We start from the raw sequence: 18,462 nt of genomic DNA, 5'->3' as shown, positions 1-18,462 counted from the left end.
TCCCGATTCCCGGCCGGTCGTACGGCGATGACCTCGATAAACAACCCGGGTGCGGTCGGCCAATTCTCATCGGCGTTTTTCACGAGTGTGTGAGCGGCCGGAAACTGCTCCGTGCTCCATGCCTGGCGAATGTGCCGCCGGTCACGTCCCACAGAGTAGCGGGCACCGGGCCGGCTCGGGACGTTATCGATCGCTTCGGCTGGGCATCATTGCACCTGACCCGGGACACTGGTGGCCGGACTTCGGCCCGCCCATCCGAGGAGGGAAGCTTCGATGGGGGAGAAGGTCGTGGCAGGTCGGTTCGATCTGTCCGATCGGCAGCACTACCGCAGGAAGCTGCGGCGGTGCCTGACGGGCCTGGAGCGGCTGCTGGAGGAGAAGCGGTTCGATCGCCCCAAGAATCTCATGGGGCTTGAGATCGAATTGAATCTCACCGGCGCCGAGGGCATGCCGAGAATGCTGAACGGGCAGGTACTGGAGCGGATCGCGAGTCGCGATTTCCAAACAGAACTCGCCATGTTCAATCTGGAAGTCAACATCGCCCCGCACAGGTTGGAGGGGCGGGTATTCGACCGGCTTGCCGAGGAACTCCGCACGTCGCTGGCATATGCCGATCGAAAAGCGGGTGAGCTCGACGCGGGAATCGTGATGATCGGCATTCTGCCGACCCTCGACCGGGACGACCTGGTCTCCTCGAACCTCTCCGACGTCGACCGCTACGCCCTGCTCAACGAGCAGATCGTGGCCGCGCGGGGCGAGGACTTCACGCTCGACATCGACGGCGTCGAGCGTCTGATGTGCACGTCGAAGTCCATCGCCCCCGAGGCTGCCTGCACCTCCGTGCAACTGCACCTCCAGGTCACCCCGGCCCGCTTCGCCGACGTGTGGAACGCGGCCCAGGCGGTGGCCGCGGCCCAGGTCGCCGTGGGCGCCAACTCGCCGTTCCTCTTCGGACGCGAACTGTGGCGCGAGTCGCGGCCCCCGCTGTTCCAGCAGTCCACCGACACCCGCCCGCCCGAGCTCCAGGCCCAGGGCGTGCGGCCGCGCACCTGGTTCGGGGAACGGTGGATCTCCTCGGCGTACGACCTCTTCGAGGAGAACTTCCGCTACTTCCCGGCTCTGCTGCCGATCTGCGACGACGAGGATCCGCTGGAGGTCCTCGACGCCGGCGGGGTGCCCACACTCGCCGAGCTCGTCCTGCACAACGGCACCGTGTACCGCTGGAACCGCCCGGTCTACGGCATCGCCGACGGCGTCCCGCACCTGCGGGTGGAGAACCGCGTCCTGCCCGCCGGGCCGACGATCACGGACGTGGTCGCCAACGCGGTCTTCTACTACGGCCTCGTCCGCGCCCTCGCCGAGGAGTCGCGGCCCGTGTGGACCCGGATGCCCTTCGAAGCGGCCGCCGCCAACTTCGACGCGGCCTGCAAGGACGGCATCGAGGCACGGCTGCGCTGGCCCCGGCGGGGGCGGCACGGAGGGACGACCGAGATCGACGCGGTGAGCCTCGTACGCGACGAGCTGCTGCCGCTGGCCGAGGCGGGACTGGACGCATGGGGGGTCGAACCGGCCGACCGCGACTTCTACCTGGGCGTCATCGAGGAGCGGTGCCGCCGGCGGACGAACGGTGCGTCCTGGCAGGTGGCCACCTTCCACCGGGCGCTGGAGAGCGGCCTGAGCCGGGAGGCGGCCCTGGCCGCGACGACCCGCCGCTACCGCGAGCTGATGCACCGGGGCGACCCGGTCCACACCTGGCCGGTGGGGCTGCTGGAGCCGGTACCGGCCGGGTGAGGCGGGACCCGCCGGTGAGCCCCTGGTCGGTGTGGTCGGGGGCCGGTGTGGTCGGAGCCGGTCTGGTCGGGGGCCGACTGGGCCGGGGGCCGACCCGCCGCCGGTCCTTGGTCGTCGGGGTGGCGGGGGCGGGGCCCAGAGGTGAGAGGGCGTCGCGCCCGTACCTCGACAGGGGGCGCTGCCGTTCGCCCCATGGTGATCAGGCAAGCTGGACGTCTCATGGCGGTGGTGTCGTCCCTGTTGCCCTGTTGAGTCTCGTGCCGGAGTCCGGCCGTACGGCAGGATGAGGCGGGATTACTCAACTGGAGGCAGGTGTGCAGGGCGAGGCAGGCCCCGTGGCGGAGTCCTTTCCGCATGAGCGGCCCTCACGGCGGACCCTCCGGGACGAGACCTTGCTCGTCCTGGCACTCTCGCTCGGTGCGAGCGGTGTGTCCGCCCTGATCAGTTTCATCGGATCGGTCACCAAACCTGGCGGCCTCAAGGACCAGGCCGCCACCCTCAACGCCTCCGCCGCCCCCGGCCGCCCCTGGCTGGACCTCGCGTGGCAGCTCTTCGGGATCACCACCGCGCTGGTGCCCGTCGCCCTCGTCGCGCACTTCCTGCTGCGCGAGGGAGCGAGCCTGCGCGCCCTCGGCTTCGACCGCACCCGCCCCTGGTTCGACCTCGGTCGAGGAGCGGCGGTCGCGGCGGTGATCGGCAGCACCGGAATCGCCTTCTACCTGGCCGCCCGCGGGCTCGGCTTCAACCTCACGGTGGTGCCCGAGGCGCTGCCCGACGTGTGGTGGAAGTACCCCGTGCTGATCCTGTCCGCGTTGCAGAACGCGATCCTCGAAGAGGTCATCGTCGTCGGCTACCTGATGCGCCGCCTCGGTCAGCTGGGCTGGACGCCCGGCTCGGCGCTGCTGGCCGGCTCCCTGCTGCGTGGCTCTTACCACCTGTACCAGGGCATCGGCGGCTTCCTGGGCAACATGGCGATGGGCGTCGTCTTCGTGTACCTGTACCGCCGCTGGGGCAGGGTGGGCCCACTGGTCGTGGCGCACTCCCTGCTCGACATAGGGGCGTTCGTGGGGTACGCGCTGCTCGCGGGCAAGGTGGGCTGGCTGCCAACGGCGTGATCTTCTCCGAAGGGGGCGTACGACGATCTCGTGCGCCCCCTTCGGAGTCCTGGGTCCCCGTCGACCGGACGACGCTAGGCGATCAACTCGCCGTCGATGACGGTCACCGCATGGCCGCTCAGCAGCGTGCGGTCGCCGCGGAGCCCGGTGCGGACGCGGCCGGCGCGTGGGGAGGCCTGCAGGCCCGTGAGATCGGCACGGCCGAGGCGCTCGGACCAGAAGGGGGCGAGGGCCGTGTGGGCGCTGCCGGTGACCGGGTCCTCGTCGATGCCGACGTTCGGGAAGAAGCAGCGGGAGACGAAGTCGTAGCCGCGAGTGGGGTTCTCGGCACGTGCGGTGGCGATGATGCCGCGCTGGGAGTAGGTGCCGAGGGCCCTGTGGTCGGGGGCGAGCGCGTGCAGCGTCTTCTCGTCGGCGATCTCAAGCAGCAGGTCGCCGACGGCGGGGCCGGTGTCGAAGGCGAGCAGCGGGTCCGCGCCGAGCGCCCGCGCGACCCCGTCCGGGACCTCGACCGGCGTGAGCGGGGCGGTCGGGAAGTCGAGCGTGAGGGAGCCGTCCTCGCCGGGCGTGGCGACGAGCACGCCACTGCGGGTGGCGAACCGGACGGGGCCCTCGTGCGCGCCCGTGCTGTGCAGCACATGGGCCGTGGCCAGCGTGGCGTGCCCGCACATCGCCACCTCGGTGACGGGAGTGAACCACCGCAGCGCCCAGTCGGCCTCCCCGTCCTCGGGGAGCCGGTGCGCGAACGCGGTCTCCGCGTGGTTGACCTCCATGGCCACCTTCTGGAGCCAGTCGTCCTCGGGGAAGGCGTCGAGAAGCAGGACCCCGGCCGGGTTGCCGGCGAAGGGGCGATCGGTGAAGGCGTCGACGATTCGAATCCGCATGCGCTGACGCTAGGGGGAGCGGGAGGGCGGCGGCCAAGGCCAATCCGGGGGTGCTGGACCGATTTCCGGGGCTGGGTGGGGGCCCGGCGCCAGAATCGCTGTGTCGCTGCCCAAGTCACCGCCGGCGACGACGAGGGCACGGCCGTCGGCCTCGGCGAGGCCCGTACCGGACCCGTGCGGCCGCACCGGCGCACGCCCGGTCACCCCCGGTGAAGGCGAGCACGTGTCCACCGACGACGGCGGCGGCCGGCGCCAGGCACCGGTCCGCTCACCTGCCTCCGGGCCCCACCGCAACTCGTCGATCGCCCGCTCTCGCAGGGCCCTGCGGCCGGGTGGCACGCTACGACTGCCCGCGCGTTCGCCAGGACCGTCCGGGCGTCAGGCCGGGACGGGTTCCAGCTTGCAGCGGAAATGCCGCAGGAGCGCGGGCTGCTCGACCAGACGGTAGCCGGGGATCCGCTCCCTGCCCTTCACCGTTGCCGCCAGGGCCTCGCCGACGTGGTTCAGGTGGCTGATGCCGTAGGTCCTGCGGGGAAGCGCGAGCCGGACCAGTTCGTAGGGTGCCGTGCTGATCGGGGTGCCGTTGTCGTCCTCACGGCCCAGGTAGAGCGAACCCAGTTCCACGGAGCGGATGCCGCCTTCGAGGTAGAGCCGGCAGGCGAGCGCGTGGCCGGGGAAGCGATGCGGGGGGATGTGCGGGAGCAGACGGCCGGCGTTGAGGTAGAGGGCGTGCAGACCCGGCGGTTCGACGATGTCGATGCCGGCGTCGCGGGTCAGGTGTGCGAGGTGGAGGGCCGCGTCGGCACGGGAGCGGAGGTATCGGGGATCGAGGGCCTCGGTCAGCCCCAGGGCGATCATGTCCAGGTCCCGGCCGGCCAGGCCGCCGTACGTGGGAAAGCCTTCCGTGGCGATGAGCAGCAGTTCGCACCGCTCGGCGAGGTCGCGGTCGCGAAGGCCGAGGAAGCCGCCGATGTGCACGATGCCGTCCTTCTTCGCGCTCATCAGGCAACCGTCGGCCAGCCGGAACGCCTCCTCGGCGACCTGGCGCGGAGTCATGTCACGGTAGGCCGCCTCTCGCTGGGTGACCAGCCACGCGTTCTCCGCGAAGCGGGCCGCGTCGAGGAAGAGCGGGACGGAGTGTTCGCGGCACAGGGCCGCGGCTCGGGCGAGGTTGGCCATGGAGACCGGCTGGCCGGCCTCCCCGTTGTTGGTCAGCGTCATGACGACCAGCGCGATCCGGGAGGCATCGGGGCCCCGCAGGGCTCCTTCCAGCCGTCGTAGGTCGATGTCGCCCTTGAACGGCTCGTCGCTGTCCAGGTCCTGAGCTCGCGGGCAGGGAAGGTCCACCGCCTGGCAGCCCGTCAGTTCCACGTTGGCGCGCGTGGTGTCGAAGTGGGTGTTGCTGAGCGTGATCTGCCCGGGGGTGAGGAGGGCGGAGAACAGGATGCGCTCGGCTGCCCGGCCCTGGTGGACCGGCAGGACACAGGGATAGGAGGTGAGGTCCCGTACCGCTTCCTGGAAGTGGTAGAAGGATCGTGACCCGGCGTAGGACTCGTCGCCGGCCATGCCCGCCGCCCACTGCGCCGCTGACAGGGCACCCGTTCCCGAGTCCGTGAGCAGGTCGATCGTGACCTCGTCGGCGCGCAGTCCGAACAAGTTGTAGTGCACGCGGCGCAGGGCGCGCTCCCGCTGTTCTCGCGTGGTCACCGGAATCGGTTCGACGACCTTGATCCTGTACGGCTCCACAGCCCTCACCCTCCTCATGCGTGCTCTGCCCTGTCATCCGGTGACGCGTCGAACGCCGGCGCCGGCATCGGCGCCCCGTCCCTCGGCCGGCCATGGGGGGCGGACCTCGTAAGCCTCCGGCGAGAAGTAGACGTTCACGCGGGGCGGCTGCCAGGTGCTCCGAACGAGGGACACGTAGGCGATCAGCCCCACCCCCTCGGCCAGCCGGCGCGACGTCATCGCGGCCAGTGCGCGGTCGAGGACGGCGGCGTCCATGTCGTGGCGCCGCAGCAGTGCTTCGGCACGGTCCCGGGCGACCCTGTCGTCCCGCGCGTAGGCGCGGACCGGGACGTGGACGGTGTAGCCACTGGGACGTTCCGTGTCCCGCTCGGTGTAGGACAGGCAGGACACCAGGGGCCGGTGAGCGAAGCGCCCCAGGTCGCCGCCCGCCACGCGGCAGAACTCGGCCGTCCGCTCGGCGCCGTCCCCCGGTAGCAGACGGGAAACGGCACGGATCTTTGCGGCGGTGACGTCGTGGTGAGCGACGTAGACCTTTACGCGTGGTGTGTCCCACCGGCCCAGATCCAGTGCGAAGAAGAGGATCTCGTCCCTCTCGGGACCGTGTGGCGTGGCGTGTTCCCGCACAGCCGGCCACGCCCGGCCGAACCCGAACCGGCTCATCGCCTCCTTTGTGACCTGCGGGGCCCGTTCCCGCCCGTGAGCCTGCGGGTTGACGTACACCTTGATGCCCGGGGGCCGGTCCTGGCGCAGGTCCATCGCGCACCACAGCGCGAAGGAGCCGTGGATCGCCGCTGGGAAGAAGAGGTCCGCCACCCGGCGCAGCGGCTCGGTCGAGAAGTCCCGGCGCGTGGCCAGGTCCTGCAGGGCCCGCAGCCCCTGGCGGCCGTTCTCCTCAAGTGTGCCCGCCGTGCAACCGGGTTCGGCCAGGACCCGTACGGCCGCCGGACTCCCCGCCGTGAACGCGAGCGAGAACTCCACCGGGGAGTGGTCGTCGCAGACGAACGAGGGCGAGGGCGGGCCGGCCCGCAGGGGACGCCGGGCCGCGGGACCGAGCAGGTCCAGCAGGTCGAGGAGCGGGAGCTCACAGACGCCGTCCGGGTCCGCGAACCCTGCCGCACCGCAGACGCGACGCAGTTGTCCTCCCACAAGCTCGCCCAGGGTCACTTCGGGGACGGCCTCCGCGGACGTCGTCTCCATGGAGGAGGAGGTCAGCCGTCGGTTGTTGCTCAGGACCATGCGCGGACTCCAGGACTGTGTGCCGTGAACGCTGGACCCACAGTCCTCACCTCGGGCTTCGCCCCGGTCACCTCCCGGTCGCGCGATGGCTACAATGGGTGTCCGGACGGTCACTTACCGCTTTGCCGTCGTGACCGCCCGGGGGGACGAGTGACCGGGGGAGCAGTGAGCACGCGGTACGAGTTCAAGGTCCTGGGGCCCCTCGAAGTGCTGCGCGACGGCCTGCCGGTGCGCATCGAGGCGGCCAAGGTGCGGCTGCTGCTGGCGGCGCTGCTCGCCGAAGCCAACCACGTGGTCACCGTGGAAACGCTGGTGACCCGGCTGTGGGGCGAGCATCCACCCGGCCGCGCACGCAACACGCTGCAGAACTACGTCCTGCGGCTGCGTCGTGCGCTCGGCAGTCCGGCGGGCGGTGCCCCCGTGCTCACCCGCCCCCACGGCTATGTGATCGAGGCGGCGCCGGACGCTTTGGACCTGTACCGCTTCACCGCCCTGGTCCGCCAGGGCCGTACGGCCCTCGACGAGGGTGCGGCGGCCCGCGCGGCCGCCCTGTTGCGCGAGGCGCTGGCGCTGTGGCGGGGCGATCCGCTGTCCGATCTGCCCGCGCACCTCCTCCAGGGCGTCGCACCGGCGCTGGACGAACGGCGACTGGACGCCCTGGAGCTGCGGATCGACGCGGATCTGGCCCTCGGCCGGGCCGCTCACGTCCTGCCGGAACTGCGTGGCCTCATCGAGGAGCATCCGCTGCGGGAGCATTTCTGGGCTCAGCGGATGCTCGCCCTTTTCCACTGCGGACGACAGGGCGAGGCGTTGGAGAGCTACCGCCTGGTCGCCGCGATGCTCGCCGACGAGTTGGGCATCACGCCCGGGGCTGAGCTGAGGCAGCTGCATCAGCGGCTGCTGACGGCCGCCCCGAACCTGAACGAGGCACGGGGAGTGACGCCGGCTCCGCTGCCCCGGGACGGCGATCTGCCGGTCGAGATGACGACGTTCGTCGGCCGTGAGAACGAAGTGTCCGAAGCGCGGCGCCTGTTGGCCTCGGCCAGGATCGTCACCCTCACCGGAGTGGGCGGTGTCGGCAAGACGCGGCTCGCGCTGCGGGTCGCCGCGGACGTGGCGCCGTCCTTCGCCGACGGCGTCCGGCTCGCGGATCTCGCCCCCTTGACCGACGCGGACCTCCTCGACCGGGCCGTCTCCGAAGCGCTCGGCCTGCGGGACCAGTCCGCGCGGCCCGCCGCGGACGCCGTCGTCAACCACGTGCGCGACCGGCGCCTGCTCCTCGTCCTGGACAACTGCGAGCACTTGGTGGAGCCCGTCGCCGCGCTCGTGCTGAGGCTGGCGTGTGCGGCACCCGGGCTGCGGGTCCTGGCCACGAGTCGGCAGCGTCTGGGAGCACCCGGCGAGCACGTCCTGACGGTGCCGTCGCTCACCCTGCCCGGTGCCGATCCGTACCCGGACGGCACCGCTTGCCGGGCCGGCTCGGCCGGCGCCGCGGTCGAAGCCGGGACCGACGACCCGCTGCTGCGCTCGGAGGCCGTGAGACTGCTCATGGACCGTGCCGCCGGCTCCGCCCCCGCTTTCCGGCTCACCGCCCGCAACCGTGAGGCCGTCGCCCACCTGTGTCGGCGGCTCGACGGCATTCCGCTCGCCATCGAACTGGCGGCGGTACGGCTGAGCACCATGACGGCCGAAGAGATGCTGGAACGCCTCGACGACAGGTTCCGCCTGTTGTCCATGCCGCAGACGCGTACGCCGGCCCGCTACCGCCGTACCCTGCGCGGCGTCGTCGACTGGAGCTACGACCTGTGCACCGAACAGGAGCGGCTGCTGTGGAGCCGGTTGTCCGTGTTCTCCGGTGGCTTCGACCTGGAGGCGGCGGAAGCGGTCTGCGCGGGTGAGGGCGTAGCCCGCGAGGATGTGCTGAACCTGCTGGCGGAGCTCGTGGACAAGTCGATCGTGCTGGTCAACAGTTCGGGTGACCGGGCCCGGTACAGCTTGTTGGAGACCATCCGCCAGTACGGTCAGCAGCGGCTCGAGGAAGAGGGGCGCACGACGGAACTGCGCGTGCGGCACAGCGAGTTCTACCGGGCGACGGCCGTACGGGCCGGCCGTGAGTGGTGCGGGCCGCGTGAGGTCGACTGGCTCATCCGGCTGCGCACCGAACTGCCCAACCTCCGGGCGGCCCTCGACTACTGCGCGACGCGGCCGGACAGGGTCGGGGCCGGCATCGAGATCGCCGTCGACCTGGCCCGCACCCGATGCTGGTTCTTCAGCAGCACCCTGGGGGAGGGGCGGCACTGGCTGGAGCGCCTGCTGGCCCCCGGCCCCGATGGGCCGCGCGCACCGGGTGCGCCGAACTCATCGGACGTCGTGACCGCGGGGGAGCCGGCGCTGGTCGCCGGGGCGCTGGCGATGAAGGCGTGGATCGCGCTCTGCCAGGGCGACAACCCCGCCGCCGAGACGTTCCTGGCCGAATGCCGCGCCGTGGCCGCGGACCTGCCTCACGACCCGTCGGCGGCGCCGGTGACGTACATCGAGGGCGCGCACGCCATGCTCGTACGAGGTGACCCCGCCAGCATCGACCTGCTGGCCGAGGCGCGGCGCCGGTTCCTTGCGATCGGGCAGGGCGGCGACGCCCACATGGCGACCATGCTGTGGGCCATGGCGGAGGCGTTCTTCGGCGACCGCGCCTCGGCGTCCTCGGCCCGTGACGTGTACGTCGCCGAAGCCGAGGCGAGCGGAGCCGAATGGGCACGCACCTGGGCCCGGTGGTGCACCGGGCTCGTCGAGCTGCGCCACGGCGAAGCGAAGCGGGCGCTGGCCCCGCTGCGCGAGGCGCTGGTGCGGCAACGGGGCATCGGGGACAGCTGGGGACCGGTCTGGGGCCTGGAGACGCTGGCCTGGGCCGTGGCGGTCACCGGTGACTGCGCCCGGGCGGCGTGGCTTCTGGGGGCCGCCCATCGCATGCGGCAGGAGACGGGGGTGGCGCTGATCGGCCTGCGCCCGTTCCACGAGGCGCACACGACCGCCGAGAGCCGGGTACGTGCATCGCTGGACCCCGAGGAGTACACGGCTGCCTGGTCCAGGGGTGCGTCGGCCGAGGACGGTCTGCGACTCGCGCTGGACGAGCGGGGGTTCCCGGGGTGACGGAGCCGAGGGCCGGGGCCTGACCGGGGCGCGTCCCGGTTCCGGTCCGGCCGCCTCGGTCCGCTGTCTTCGGCCGGCCGGTTCGACTCTCCGGTGCTTCTGAAGGCCGGTGTCCGGTGCTCCGGCGGCCACGACTCCATCGAGCGGAACGGGCCGAGGTGGCACGGGCCGAGGTGGCACGGGCATGCCCGCGGACTCCCGACGACTCTTGCCGTACGAACTATTCCGATATATCGTTGAGTCATCGCGACTGATCAACGATGGAATGGAGTGATTGCGATGCGTTCCCATGGATTCGAGCGTGGACACGGCGGGCACGGGCACCACGGACGAGGTGGTTTCGAGGGGCTCCGCGGCGCTTTCGGGCCCTTCGGCCCCGGCGGCGGCCCCGGGTTCGGCGGTCCCGGTTTCGGGCCGGGACCCTGGGGGCCACGAGGGCGGGGCGGACCGCGAGGGCGGGCGCGGCGCGGTGACGTGCGCGCTTCGATCCTCGCGCTCCTGAAGGACCGTCCCATGCACGGCTACGAGATGATCCAGGAGATCGCCGAGCGCAGCGGTGGCGCGTGGAAGCCCAGCCCCGGCTCGGTGTACCCCACTCTCCAGCTGCTGGAGGACGAGGGCCTGATCGTCAGTGAGAGCGAGGGCGGCAAAAAGCTGTTCTCGCTCACCGGGGCGGGGCGCGAGGCCGCTGACGCCGGGCCCGAGGCGCCCTGGGAGGAAGCCTCCCGCGGTGTCGACTGGGAGGCGCTCGGTGAGATCCGCCAGGCCGGCTTCGGTCTGATGGAGGCATTCGGGCAGGTCTGGAAGACGGGGAGCAAGGAGCAGCGCGAGAAGGCCCTCGCCGTGATCAACGACGCCCGTAAGCGGCTGTACCTCATCCTCGCCGACGAGGACTGAGGGTGTGCGGAGGTCCGCCCGCCGCGAGTGGGCCGGTGGCCTCCCGGCCTTCGGCGGGGGCGCCCCGCGGAGTGGTCCGCGGGGCGCCCCGTGTGTGCGGGTGCCCGAAGGGCCTGTGCGTCCGGAACTCAGGTCACCAGGCCCGCCAGCCTCCGCAGCGACTCGTTCAGTGCCGCCGTGGCCGAGTCCTTCAGCTTGCCCGCCATCAGCGACACCGCCGCGCCCGTGAACTCCCCGTCGATCCGTGTGTCCGTGGCGCCGTCGCCGACCGGCGTCAGCGTGTAGCGCGTGGCCACCGTCACCGCCATGGGCCCCTTGCCGCGGATGGCCAGGACGCGCGCCGGTTCCAGTTCCTCGATGGTCCACTCGACCTCGGCCGGGAACCCCATGAGCTTCATGTTCTCCTGGAAGGTTGCGCCCACTTCGACAGCGCTGGGGCCGCCGCCCGGGAAACCGGTGTGGGTCGCGTTCCACTCTCCGTGCGCCGACCAGTCCGTCAGCTGCGCCCAGACCTTCTCGGCCGGCGCCTCGATCCGTGCCTGCGCGCTGACTTCGGCCATGCGACCACCCCTTCGTCTCGGGCTACGGTGTCGCGGAACGTAGCGGCGGGGTCAGGAACATTCAATACTGATGAACCGTCAGAAATCGTGGAGACCCCGGCCGGCCCGGCCGAGGAGCACCGGCATGCCTCCCGGAACGGGCCGGCGAGCAGGCGTCCCCGGGGCGTGCGAAGGGGCGCGCGCGTCTCCCGAGCGGCCCTCGGGACTTTCGGCGTGATCTCCTCCGTAAGGAGGAGATGCCAGGGGGCGAGTCCACTCTGTGTGGGACGCGAAGATGCTCCCCCTCGGGGATGACCCGGCCCGGCGTGGCTGATGGGGTAGAGGATGTGCAACCCCGTATTCCCCGGCAGTCGGCCCAGGAGCAGGACTGCGGGCTCCCGGCCGCCGTTGCGGACGGTGCCAGGCTCAGTGACGCGCTGGCATCGGTGATCGCCGGTGCCCGCCGCCGCGTGGTCAGGGACGGGGACCAGCAGATCGACACGGCCCATCTGCTGCACTCGCTCCTGGAACACGACCCGGACGTGTACGCCGTCGTCGGCGACGGCCCGCACCTCGCCCGCCTTCTCGGCTACCTCGTGCAGCGCACCATCGGCTACGGCCTGCGCTGGCAGGGCACCGTCGAGGACTCCGGTGCCGTTCCCGTGGTCATGGCCGGTGAGGGCTTCTCCCCGCTGGCGGCGGCCGCGATGGGGCACGCCCGGCGGCGCGCCGCCCACCGTGGCGATGGCGAGGCCCGCGGCGTCGACCTGCTCGCGGCGATCCTGGCGGACCCCGAGGCGCGGGCCGTCGAGGTGCTGGAACGCGCGGGGATCGACGCGAGCGCGCTGCGCACACGGATCGACCGGCGGCCGGACACGAACGCCGCCGGCGAGAGCGACCGCTAGCGAGCGCCGTCGGTCCCGAGAACCCGACCACGTGTCGCGTCCGATCCCGCAAACCGTCGCTCCCGTCTCCCCACCCGTCACCGCATCGCGCCGGGCCCTGTGTCTCCACCCGTCACCGCATCGCCCCGGGCCCTGGACCGCGCCGAGCCGCCGCGCTCGCACCGCCCCCGTCCACACGGCGAGACAGGTGTCATCGGGGGTGACGCTCATGTCATCGCCTGTCATCATGTGCCCGTGCCTATCTCACAGAGCAGTCGGTTCGGCAACGGCAAGGGCGTCGGCCTCGGCCTGGCGATCGGATCCGCGGTCGCCTTCGGCGGGTCCGGTGTCGCCGCGAAGCCGTTGATCGAGGCGGGACTCGACCCCCTCCACGTGGTGTGGCTGCGCGTGGCCGGAGCCGCCCTCGTGATGCTGCCGCTCGCCGTGCGCCACCGTGCGCTGCTGCGCGACCGCCCCGCACTGCTCGCCGGGTTCGGTCTGCTCGGTGTGGCCGGCGTGCAGGCCTGTTACTTCGCCGCGATATCGAGGATCCCGGTCGGCGTCGCCCTGCTCGTCGAGTACTTCGCACCCGCTCTGGTCCTCGGCTGGGTGCGGTTCGTGCAGCGGCGGCCGGTGACGCGTGCCGCCGCGCTCGGGGTGGTCCTGGCGGTCGGCGGCCTCGCCTGCGTCGTTGAGGTCTGGTCGGGTCTGAGCTTCGACGCCCTCGGGCTGCTCCTCGCGCTCGGCGCCGCCTGCTGCCAGGTCGGTTACTTCGTCCTGTCCGACCAGGGCAGCGACTCCGGCGAGGAGGCACCCGACCCGCTCGGTGTGATCGCGTACGGCCTGCTCGTCGGCGCCGCCGTCCTGACCGTCGTGGCCCGCCCGTGGACCATGGACCGGTCGGTCCTCTCCGGCACCGCCCACATGAACGGCACCCCGGTGGCGGCGATCCTGCTGCTGGCCTGGATCGTGCTCGTCGCAACGGTCGTCGCCTACGTCACCGGCGTGCTCTCGGTACGACGGCTCTCCCCGCAGGTCGCCGGCGTCGTCGCCTGCCTCGAAGCGGTCATCGCGACCGTCCTCGCCTGGTTCCTGCTGGGCGAGCACCTCTCCGCCCCGCAGATCATCGGCGGCGTGATCGTCCTGGTCGGGGCGTTCATCGCCCAGTCGTCCGCGCCCGCCAGGAGTCCCGCCGAGCCGGTGGCCGGCAGCGGTCGGGAACGTGAGTTGTCCGCCCGGGGACACATCTCCTAGGCTGCCGATCATGCCTTCGACGCGCGTTCTCCCGCCTCCGGCCGCCTGAGGCGGGCCCTCCGGAAGCCGAGCCCCGGTGCCTGACGGGAACGACGATCCCGCGCACCGCCGGGCTGGACGGTGCTGCCCGCAGAAGAAGTCCACGGGCCCCGCTGTGTGGGGCCCCTCCCGAACTTCCGCGCATACGCGCGTCTGCGGAGACCACTCGTGTCGAACACTGCATCCGGCCTGCCCATCGGGCGAGGCCTTCTCTACCTGATCGTCGCCGGTGCCGCCTGGGGCACCGCGGGCGCGGCCGCGTCTCTGGTCTACCGGGCCAGTGACCTGGGGCCGATCGCTCTCTCCTTCTGGCGGTGCGCCCTCGGCTTCGTGCTGCTGACCGCCTTCCACCTGCTGCGTCCGCGCACGCGGCGCACCGCCGGCTCCGAGCCGCTCGGCCGCAGGGTCCTGCGGGCCGGGGCCACAGGGCTCGGCCTCGCGGTGTTCCAGACCGCCTACTTCGCTGCCGTCGAGACCACCGGACTCGCCGTCGGCACCGTCGTCACCCTAGGCGCCGGGCCCGTCCTCATCGCCCTCGGTGCCCGTCTGACCCTGGGGGAACGGCTCGGCGGCGTGGGGGTCGCGGCCGTGGCTGGTGCGCTCACGGGGCTCGCGGTGCTCTCGTTCGGCGGCGGTGGCGCGAGCGTACGACCGTGGGGCGTGCTGCTCGCCCTGCTGTCCGCGGCCGCGTACTGCGCGATGACGCTGCTCACGCGCAAATGGGGGCGCGACGGCGGACGTGATGCCGCCGACACGTCCGTGTGGGCCTTCGCCGTCACCAGCATGTGCCTGCTGCCGTTCGCCCTCGCCGAGGGAATCGTGCCGCACACCGCGGAACCCGTCAGACTCGGCTGGCTGCTCGCCTACATCGCGTCCGTGCCCACGGCTGTCGCGTACGCCCTCTACTTCGCGGGCGCGGCGGCCGTACGGTCGGCCACCGTCTCCGTGATCATGCTGCTGGAGCCGGTCGGCGCGGCGGTGCTGGCCGTCGTCCTGCTCGGTGAACACCTGACGGCCCCGACCCTCGCCGGCACCCTGCTGATGCTCGGGTCGGTCGCGGGGCTCGCCGTGGCGGAGACGCGCGGGGCGAGGAGGCGCGAGCCGCGCCCGGCGTGAGGGCGGCGGGCCCCGCGCCCACAGGGGCGCGGGGCCTCGTCCCCCGGCTCAGCCCTGGTCGTCCGTGCCTCGGTCCGGGCGCCGTCGCACCAGGTGCTCCCGTGCCGCCGCGTCGCGCGGACCGCCACGCTCCGCGAGTCGGGCCGCGATCGCGTCCTGGACCTCTGCCGTCCGGCGACCGGCGTACTTGAACTTCGCGCGCACGCCGGTCACTTCGAGCCGCACCCCCCGGATCCCGGACAGCAGGCGTCCGTACGGCTCCTCGCCCACCGCGGCGCGGGCCGAGCCGCCCTCCGGCTGGAAGTGCCCGACCTGGCGGTTGAGCAACTCCGCCTTCTCGGCCGGGTCGTCCACGACATGGGCCCGGCACCGGAGTTGGACCGCGGCGTAGAAGCTGGTCGGCGTACCGTGCTCGGGCCGTTGCTCGGGAGCCGCCTGCCAGGGGCCCGGCACGTACACGTAGTCGTCGACCACGCTCAGCACGGCCTCGGGGGCGGCGAGCAGTGCCGGCCACAGCGGGTTGGGGCGGGCCAGATGCGTGACGGCCTCACCGCGCTCGGCGTCGTAGGTGAAGTGCAGCGGCTGGACGTGCGGGGGCTCGCCCCCGACGCCGTTGACGACGAGCTGACCGAAGTCGTGGACGGCCAGCCATCGCTGCCACTCGGCGTCGTCGCGGGGCGCGTCCCAGGGGTGGATCAGCATCACAGGGACCCGAGGTAACCGGGGAGTTCGGTGCCGGGCGCCAGGGACGGGTCCGGGACCGGGGTCTCGTAGCCCTTGCGCAGCGGGACGACGCCGGCCCAGTGGGGAAGGGCGAGGTCCTCGGGCTCGTCGTTCACACCGCCGGTGCGGAGCTTGGCGGAGACCTCGTCCAGGTCGAGGCGGATCACCGCGGTGGCGGCCAGCTCCTTGCGGTTCGCCGGACGGGAGTCGGCCGACCGCCCCGCCACCACGTGGTCCACCAGGGCGTCGAGCGCGATCCGCTTCTCCTCGGGGTCCGTCACGTCGTAGGCCGGTCCGTGCACCACCACGGACCGGTAGTTGATCGAGTGGTGGAAGGCGGAGCGCGCCAGGATCAGCGCGTCGACATGGGTGACCGTCAGGCACACCGGCAGCCCCGGCTCGGCCTGCCCCGCCATGCGCAGGGGGCGCGAACCCGTCGACCCGTGCACGTACAGCGTCTCGCCGACCCGGCCGTACAGCGTCGGCAGCACGACGGGTGCGCCGTCGCGTACGAACCCGAGATGGCAGACATAGGCCGCGTCGAGTATCGCGTGCACCAACTCCTTGTCGTACGACGCCCGCTCCGCGGAACGGGTGGGGACGGTGCGGTCGGTCGGCGTGTAGGCGGCGGTCGGCGACGTCGGCTGCCGGGTCCCCTGCATTGCGCCCTCCGTTGTACTAGTGCATAATTGGCTTTGTGCTAGGAGGATATCGGATCGAAGGGCGCCGTGCGGCGGATATCGCGGCGAGCGTCGAGCGTGCGGTGGGTTCCGGGGAACTGGAGCCGGGTCGACTGCTGCCCCCGATGCGGGAGTTGGCGGTCGAGCTGGGGGTGAATCCCAACACGGTCGCGGCCGCGTACCGGATCCTGCGCGAGCGCGGGGTGATCGAGACGGCGGGCCGCCGGGGGAGCCGGGTACGGCCCAGGCCGGCCACGACCGGCCGCGAGTACGTCAGGGTGGATGTGCCCGAGGGGGTCCGTGACGTGGCGAGCGGCAACCCCGACCCGGCGCTGCTGCCGTCGCTGGCGAAGGCCTTCGCGGCCGCGGCCGAGCAGGGCGACCGGGAGCCCGTGCTGTACGGGGACGACCCCGTGGAGCCGGAGCTGGCGCGGGTCGCGCGGGCCGGCCTGGACGCCGACGGGGTGCCGGACGGGCCCCTCGCCGTCACCTCAGGCTCCCTCGACGCCATCGAGCGCGTCCTCGCGGCCCACCTCAGACCGGGCGACACCGTCGCCGTCGAGGACCCGGGCTGGGGCAGCCTGCTGGACCTCGTCCCGGCGCTCGGTCTGCGCATCGCCCCGGTCGGCGTCGACGACGAGGGGCCGCTGCCGGACGATGTGCGGCGTGCCCTCGGCGCGGGGGCGCGCGCCCTGATCGTCACCGACCGGGCGCAGAACCCCACCGGGGCGGTGGTCGGTGCCGCACGCGCGCGTGCCCTGCGCTCGGTGCTCCGGGACCACCCGCAGGTCCTGCTGATCGAGGACGACCACGGCCACGGCATCGTCGACCAGCCTCTGAGTCCGCTGGCGGGCGTCACCCGCAGCTGGGCCTTCGTCCGCTCCGTCGCCAAGGCCTACGGGCCCGACCTGCGGCTCGCCGTGCTCACCGGCGACCCTGTCACCCTCGACCGGGTGCGCGGCCGTCAGCGCCTCGGGCCCGGCTGGGTGAGCCGGCTGCTGCAGCGGGCGGTGGTGCGGCTGTGGAGCGACGGCGTCCCGGACCCGGCTAAGGCGGCGGCGATGTACGGCAGACGCCGCGAGCTGCTGCTCCGGGCGCTGGCCGAGCGTGGGGTCACGGCGCATGGGCGCAGCGGCATGAACGTCTGGATCCCGGTCCCCGACGAGACGGGCGTCGTGGCCCGGCTCCTGCACGCCGGCTGGGCGGTCGCCCCGGGGGCCCGCTTCCGGACGAGCGCACCCCCCGGAGTGAGGATCACCGTCTCGACACTCACTCAGGAGGAGACCGGGCCCCTGGCGGAGGCGGTGGCCACGGCCCTGGGGCCGGGCCCGGCACGGAGCTATGTGTGAAACCGGCACGGAGCTATGTGCGAAATCCGGATGCGCCGGGCGGCCTCGGGGGAGCGCACGGTCCACGGACCGGCAGTCGCCGGCCCTCCTGGCGCACCGCCCCGTCAGGCGCCCTTCCTCACCTGGGTGAGCGCCGCTCCGACCAGGACGATCACCGCCCCGACCGGCGTGCTCCAGCGAAGCGACTCGCCCAGCACGGCGACCCCCGCGGCCGTCGCGATCACGGGAATGAAGTACGTGACCATCTGAGCCGTCGTCGGCCCGACCTCGGCGACCAGCCCGTACTGCACCAGCACGGCGACACCGGTCCCGAGCGCTCCCAGCGCCACGATCGCCAGCAGCGGCAGCGGGGAGAACCGTGTCGGCAGGGCGGTGAACAGCGGTGTGACGACGGCCAGTTGGATCGTGGCCAGCAGCAACTGCGCGCCGGTGAGCGACAGATGCGACGCACTGGAGCCCGCCAGTGTACGGCGGACGTATATCCAGCCGATCGGGTAGCTCAGGGAGGCCAGCAACGCCATGGCCGTACCCGAGGCGTCCAGTCCGTGAAAGCCCTGCCACGCCCCCAGCACCGTCAGCACGCCCAGGAAACCGATGCCGAGCCCCGCGACCCTGACCCGGGTCGGCCGGTCCTCCGAGAGGGCGACCAGCGACAGGGCCATGCCCCACAGTGGTGAGGTCGCGTTGCAGATCCCCGCCAGCGTCGACGGGATGGTCAGTTCGGCGTACGCGAACAGCGAGAACGGCAGCGCGTTCAGCAGGAGGGCGGCGACCGTCAGATGGCCCCAGGTGCGCACCCCGCGGGGCAGCCGCTCGCGCCTGACCGCCATGGCGGCCGCCAGTACCGCCGTACCGAAGACCAGCCGCCCGAGCGTGACCTGGAAGGGGGCGTAACCCTCGGTGCCCACCTTGATGAGCAGGAAGCTGAAGCCCCAGATCAGGGAGAGCACGGCGAAGCGCAGGCGCCAGTCGAGCCGGGCGCGGGGGTGAGGGCGGGCGGGGGCCTCGGCCGGGGTGGGGGAGGCGGCGACGGTGGTCATGGCAGCAACGATGCGGCAAACG

Annotated in this window: 15 protein-coding genes; 8 read left to right on the top strand and 7 right to left on the bottom strand. The window is 72.4% G+C overall.

Annotated elements, in window-relative coordinates; translation table 11 throughout:
- Nucleotides 1-273: 273 nt before the first annotated feature.
- On the top strand, nucleotides 274-1,791 hold the full coding sequence (locus ACWCPI_RS18015; protein ID WP_451039031.1) for a glutamate--cysteine ligase: 1,518 nt from the start codon (nucleotides 274-276) through the stop codon (nucleotides 1,789-1,791).
- Nucleotides 1,792-2,105: 314 nt separating this feature from the next.
- Complete coding sequence (locus ACWCPI_RS18010) at nucleotides 2,106-2,906, top strand: CPBP family intramembrane glutamic endopeptidase (RefSeq protein WP_451039030.1); 801 nt, start codon at nucleotides 2,106-2,108, stop codon at nucleotides 2,904-2,906.
- A 74-nt stretch (nucleotides 2,907-2,980) separates the two neighbouring features.
- Here the strand turns inward: ACWCPI_RS18010 and ACWCPI_RS18005 are convergent, their stop codons facing one another.
- The 3 genes from ACWCPI_RS18005 to ACWCPI_RS17995 all read right to left on the bottom strand — a co-directional run bounded on the left by ACWCPI_RS18005 (nucleotide 2,981) and on the right by ACWCPI_RS17995 (nucleotide 6,772).
- The gene (locus ACWCPI_RS18005; RefSeq protein WP_451039029.1) at nucleotides 2,981-3,790 is read right to left on the bottom strand and encodes a PhzF family phenazine biosynthesis protein; all 810 of its coding nucleotides are present in this window, start codon (nucleotides 3,788-3,790) and stop codon (nucleotides 2,981-2,983) included.
- Between the two features lie 378 nt (nucleotides 3,791-4,168).
- Entirely contained in the window at nucleotides 4,169-5,536 is a 1,368-nt protein-coding gene (locus ACWCPI_RS18000) for a tryptophanase (RefSeq protein ID WP_451039028.1), read from the bottom strand.
- Nucleotides 5,537-5,569: 33 nt separating this feature from the next.
- The gene (locus tag ACWCPI_RS17995; protein WP_451039027.1) at nucleotides 5,570-6,772 is read right to left on the bottom strand and encodes a tryptophan dimethylallyltransferase family protein; all 1,203 of its coding nucleotides are present in this window, start codon (nucleotides 6,770-6,772) and stop codon (nucleotides 5,570-5,572) included.
- Nucleotides 6,773-6,937: 165 nt separating this feature from the next.
- Between ACWCPI_RS17995 and ACWCPI_RS17990 the strand changes: the two genes are divergently transcribed.
- On the top strand, nucleotides 6,938-9,919 hold the full coding sequence (locus ACWCPI_RS17990; protein ID WP_451039026.1) for a BTAD domain-containing putative transcriptional regulator: 2,982 nt from the start codon (nucleotides 6,938-6,940) through the stop codon (nucleotides 9,917-9,919).
- A gap of 279 nt (nucleotides 9,920-10,198) precedes the next feature.
- On the top strand, nucleotides 10,199-10,816 hold the full coding sequence (locus tag ACWCPI_RS17985; RefSeq protein WP_451039025.1) for a PadR family transcriptional regulator: 618 nt from the start codon (nucleotides 10,199-10,201) through the stop codon (nucleotides 10,814-10,816).
- Between the two features lie 128 nt (nucleotides 10,817-10,944).
- On the opposite strand, the gene ACWCPI_RS17980 is transcribed toward ACWCPI_RS17985, so the two are convergent.
- Nucleotides 10,945-11,376 (bottom strand): type II toxin-antitoxin system Rv0910 family toxin, encoded by a 432-nt coding sequence (locus ACWCPI_RS17980; RefSeq protein ID WP_451039024.1) that lies wholly within the window; start codon nucleotides 11,374-11,376, stop codon nucleotides 10,945-10,947.
- Between the two features lie 326 nt (nucleotides 11,377-11,702).
- Between ACWCPI_RS17980 and ACWCPI_RS17975 the strand changes: the two genes are divergently transcribed.
- The 3 genes from ACWCPI_RS17975 to ACWCPI_RS17965 all read left to right on the top strand — a co-directional run bounded on the left by ACWCPI_RS17975 (nucleotide 11,703) and on the right by ACWCPI_RS17965 (nucleotide 14,648).
- A complete protein-coding gene (locus ACWCPI_RS17975; RefSeq protein WP_451039023.1) occupies nucleotides 11,703-12,260 on the top strand; it encodes a Clp protease N-terminal domain-containing protein in 558 nt (185 codons plus the stop codon).
- 228 nt (nucleotides 12,261-12,488) lie between these two features.
- A complete protein-coding gene (locus ACWCPI_RS17970) occupies nucleotides 12,489-13,493 on the top strand; it encodes an EamA family transporter (RefSeq protein ID WP_451039022.1) in 1,005 nt (334 codons plus the stop codon).
- Nucleotides 13,494-13,700: 207 nt separating this feature from the next.
- Complete coding sequence (locus ACWCPI_RS17965) at nucleotides 13,701-14,648, top strand: DMT family transporter (RefSeq protein ID WP_451039021.1); 948 nt, start codon at nucleotides 13,701-13,703, stop codon at nucleotides 14,646-14,648.
- Between the two features lie 48 nt (nucleotides 14,649-14,696).
- On the opposite strand, the gene ACWCPI_RS17960 is transcribed toward ACWCPI_RS17965, so the two are convergent.
- The gene (locus ACWCPI_RS17960) at nucleotides 14,697-15,350 is read right to left on the bottom strand and encodes an FMN-binding negative transcriptional regulator (RefSeq protein WP_451039020.1); all 654 of its coding nucleotides are present in this window, start codon (nucleotides 15,348-15,350) and stop codon (nucleotides 14,697-14,699) included.
- Nucleotides 15,350-16,033 carry a pyridoxamine 5'-phosphate oxidase family protein gene (locus ACWCPI_RS17955; RefSeq protein WP_451039019.1) on the bottom strand — a complete coding sequence of 228 codons (684 nt, stop codon included), beginning with the start codon at nucleotides 16,031-16,033 and terminating at the stop codon, nucleotides 15,350-15,352. The genes ACWCPI_RS17960 and ACWCPI_RS17955 overlap by 1 nt, the downstream gene beginning before the upstream one ends.
- 35 nt (nucleotides 16,034-16,068) lie before the next feature.
- Here ACWCPI_RS17955 and ACWCPI_RS17950 point away from each other — a divergent pair, with 35 nt between their 5' ends.
- On the top strand, nucleotides 16,069-17,400 hold the full coding sequence (locus tag ACWCPI_RS17950) for an aminotransferase class I/II-fold pyridoxal phosphate-dependent enzyme (RefSeq protein WP_451039018.1): 1,332 nt from the start codon (nucleotides 16,069-16,071) through the stop codon (nucleotides 17,398-17,400).
- A gap of 104 nt (nucleotides 17,401-17,504) precedes the next feature.
- Here ACWCPI_RS17950 and ACWCPI_RS17945 read toward each other — a convergent pair whose 3' ends face one another.
- Nucleotides 17,505-18,440, bottom strand: a complete 936-nt coding sequence (locus ACWCPI_RS17945; protein WP_451039017.1) for a DMT family transporter — start codon at nucleotides 18,438-18,440, stop codon at nucleotides 17,505-17,507.
- Between the last annotated feature and the right edge of the window lie 22 nt (nucleotides 18,441-18,462).

This window comes from Streptomyces sp. NPDC001920, from assembly GCF_053594495.1.
Note: the sequence above shows the minus strand (reverse complement) of the source record. Positions and strands in the feature narration are given on the sequence as shown.

Excerpts from the sequence above, each read along its gene's own strand:
- ACWCPI_RS18015 (WP_451039031.1), top strand. The coding sequence starts at position 274 with ATGGGGGAGAAGGTCGTGGCAGGTCGGTTCGATCTGTCCGATCGGCAG.
- ACWCPI_RS18005 (WP_451039029.1), bottom strand. The coding sequence starts at position 3,790 with ATGCGGATTCGAATCGTCGACGCCTTCACCGATCGCCCCTTCGCCGGC.
- ACWCPI_RS17995 (WP_451039027.1), bottom strand. The coding sequence starts at position 6,772 with ATGGTCCTGAGCAACAACCGACGGCTGACCTCCTCCTCCATGGAGACG.
- ACWCPI_RS17985 (WP_451039025.1), top strand. The coding sequence starts at position 10,199 with ATGCGTTCCCATGGATTCGAGCGTGGACACGGCGGGCACGGGCACCAC.
- ACWCPI_RS17980 (WP_451039024.1), bottom strand. The coding sequence starts at position 11,376 with ATGGCCGAAGTCAGCGCGCAGGCACGGATCGAGGCGCCGGCCGAGAAG.
- ACWCPI_RS17960 (WP_451039020.1), bottom strand. The coding sequence starts at position 15,350 with ATGCTGATCCACCCCTGGGACGCGCCCCGCGACGACGCCGAGTGGCAG.
- ACWCPI_RS17955 (WP_451039019.1), bottom strand. The coding sequence starts at position 16,033 with ATGCAGGGGACCCGGCAGCCGACGTCGCCGACCGCCGCCTACACGCCG.
- ACWCPI_RS17945 (WP_451039017.1), bottom strand. The coding sequence starts at position 18,440 with ATGACCACCGTCGCCGCCTCCCCCACCCCGGCCGAGGCCCCCGCCCGC.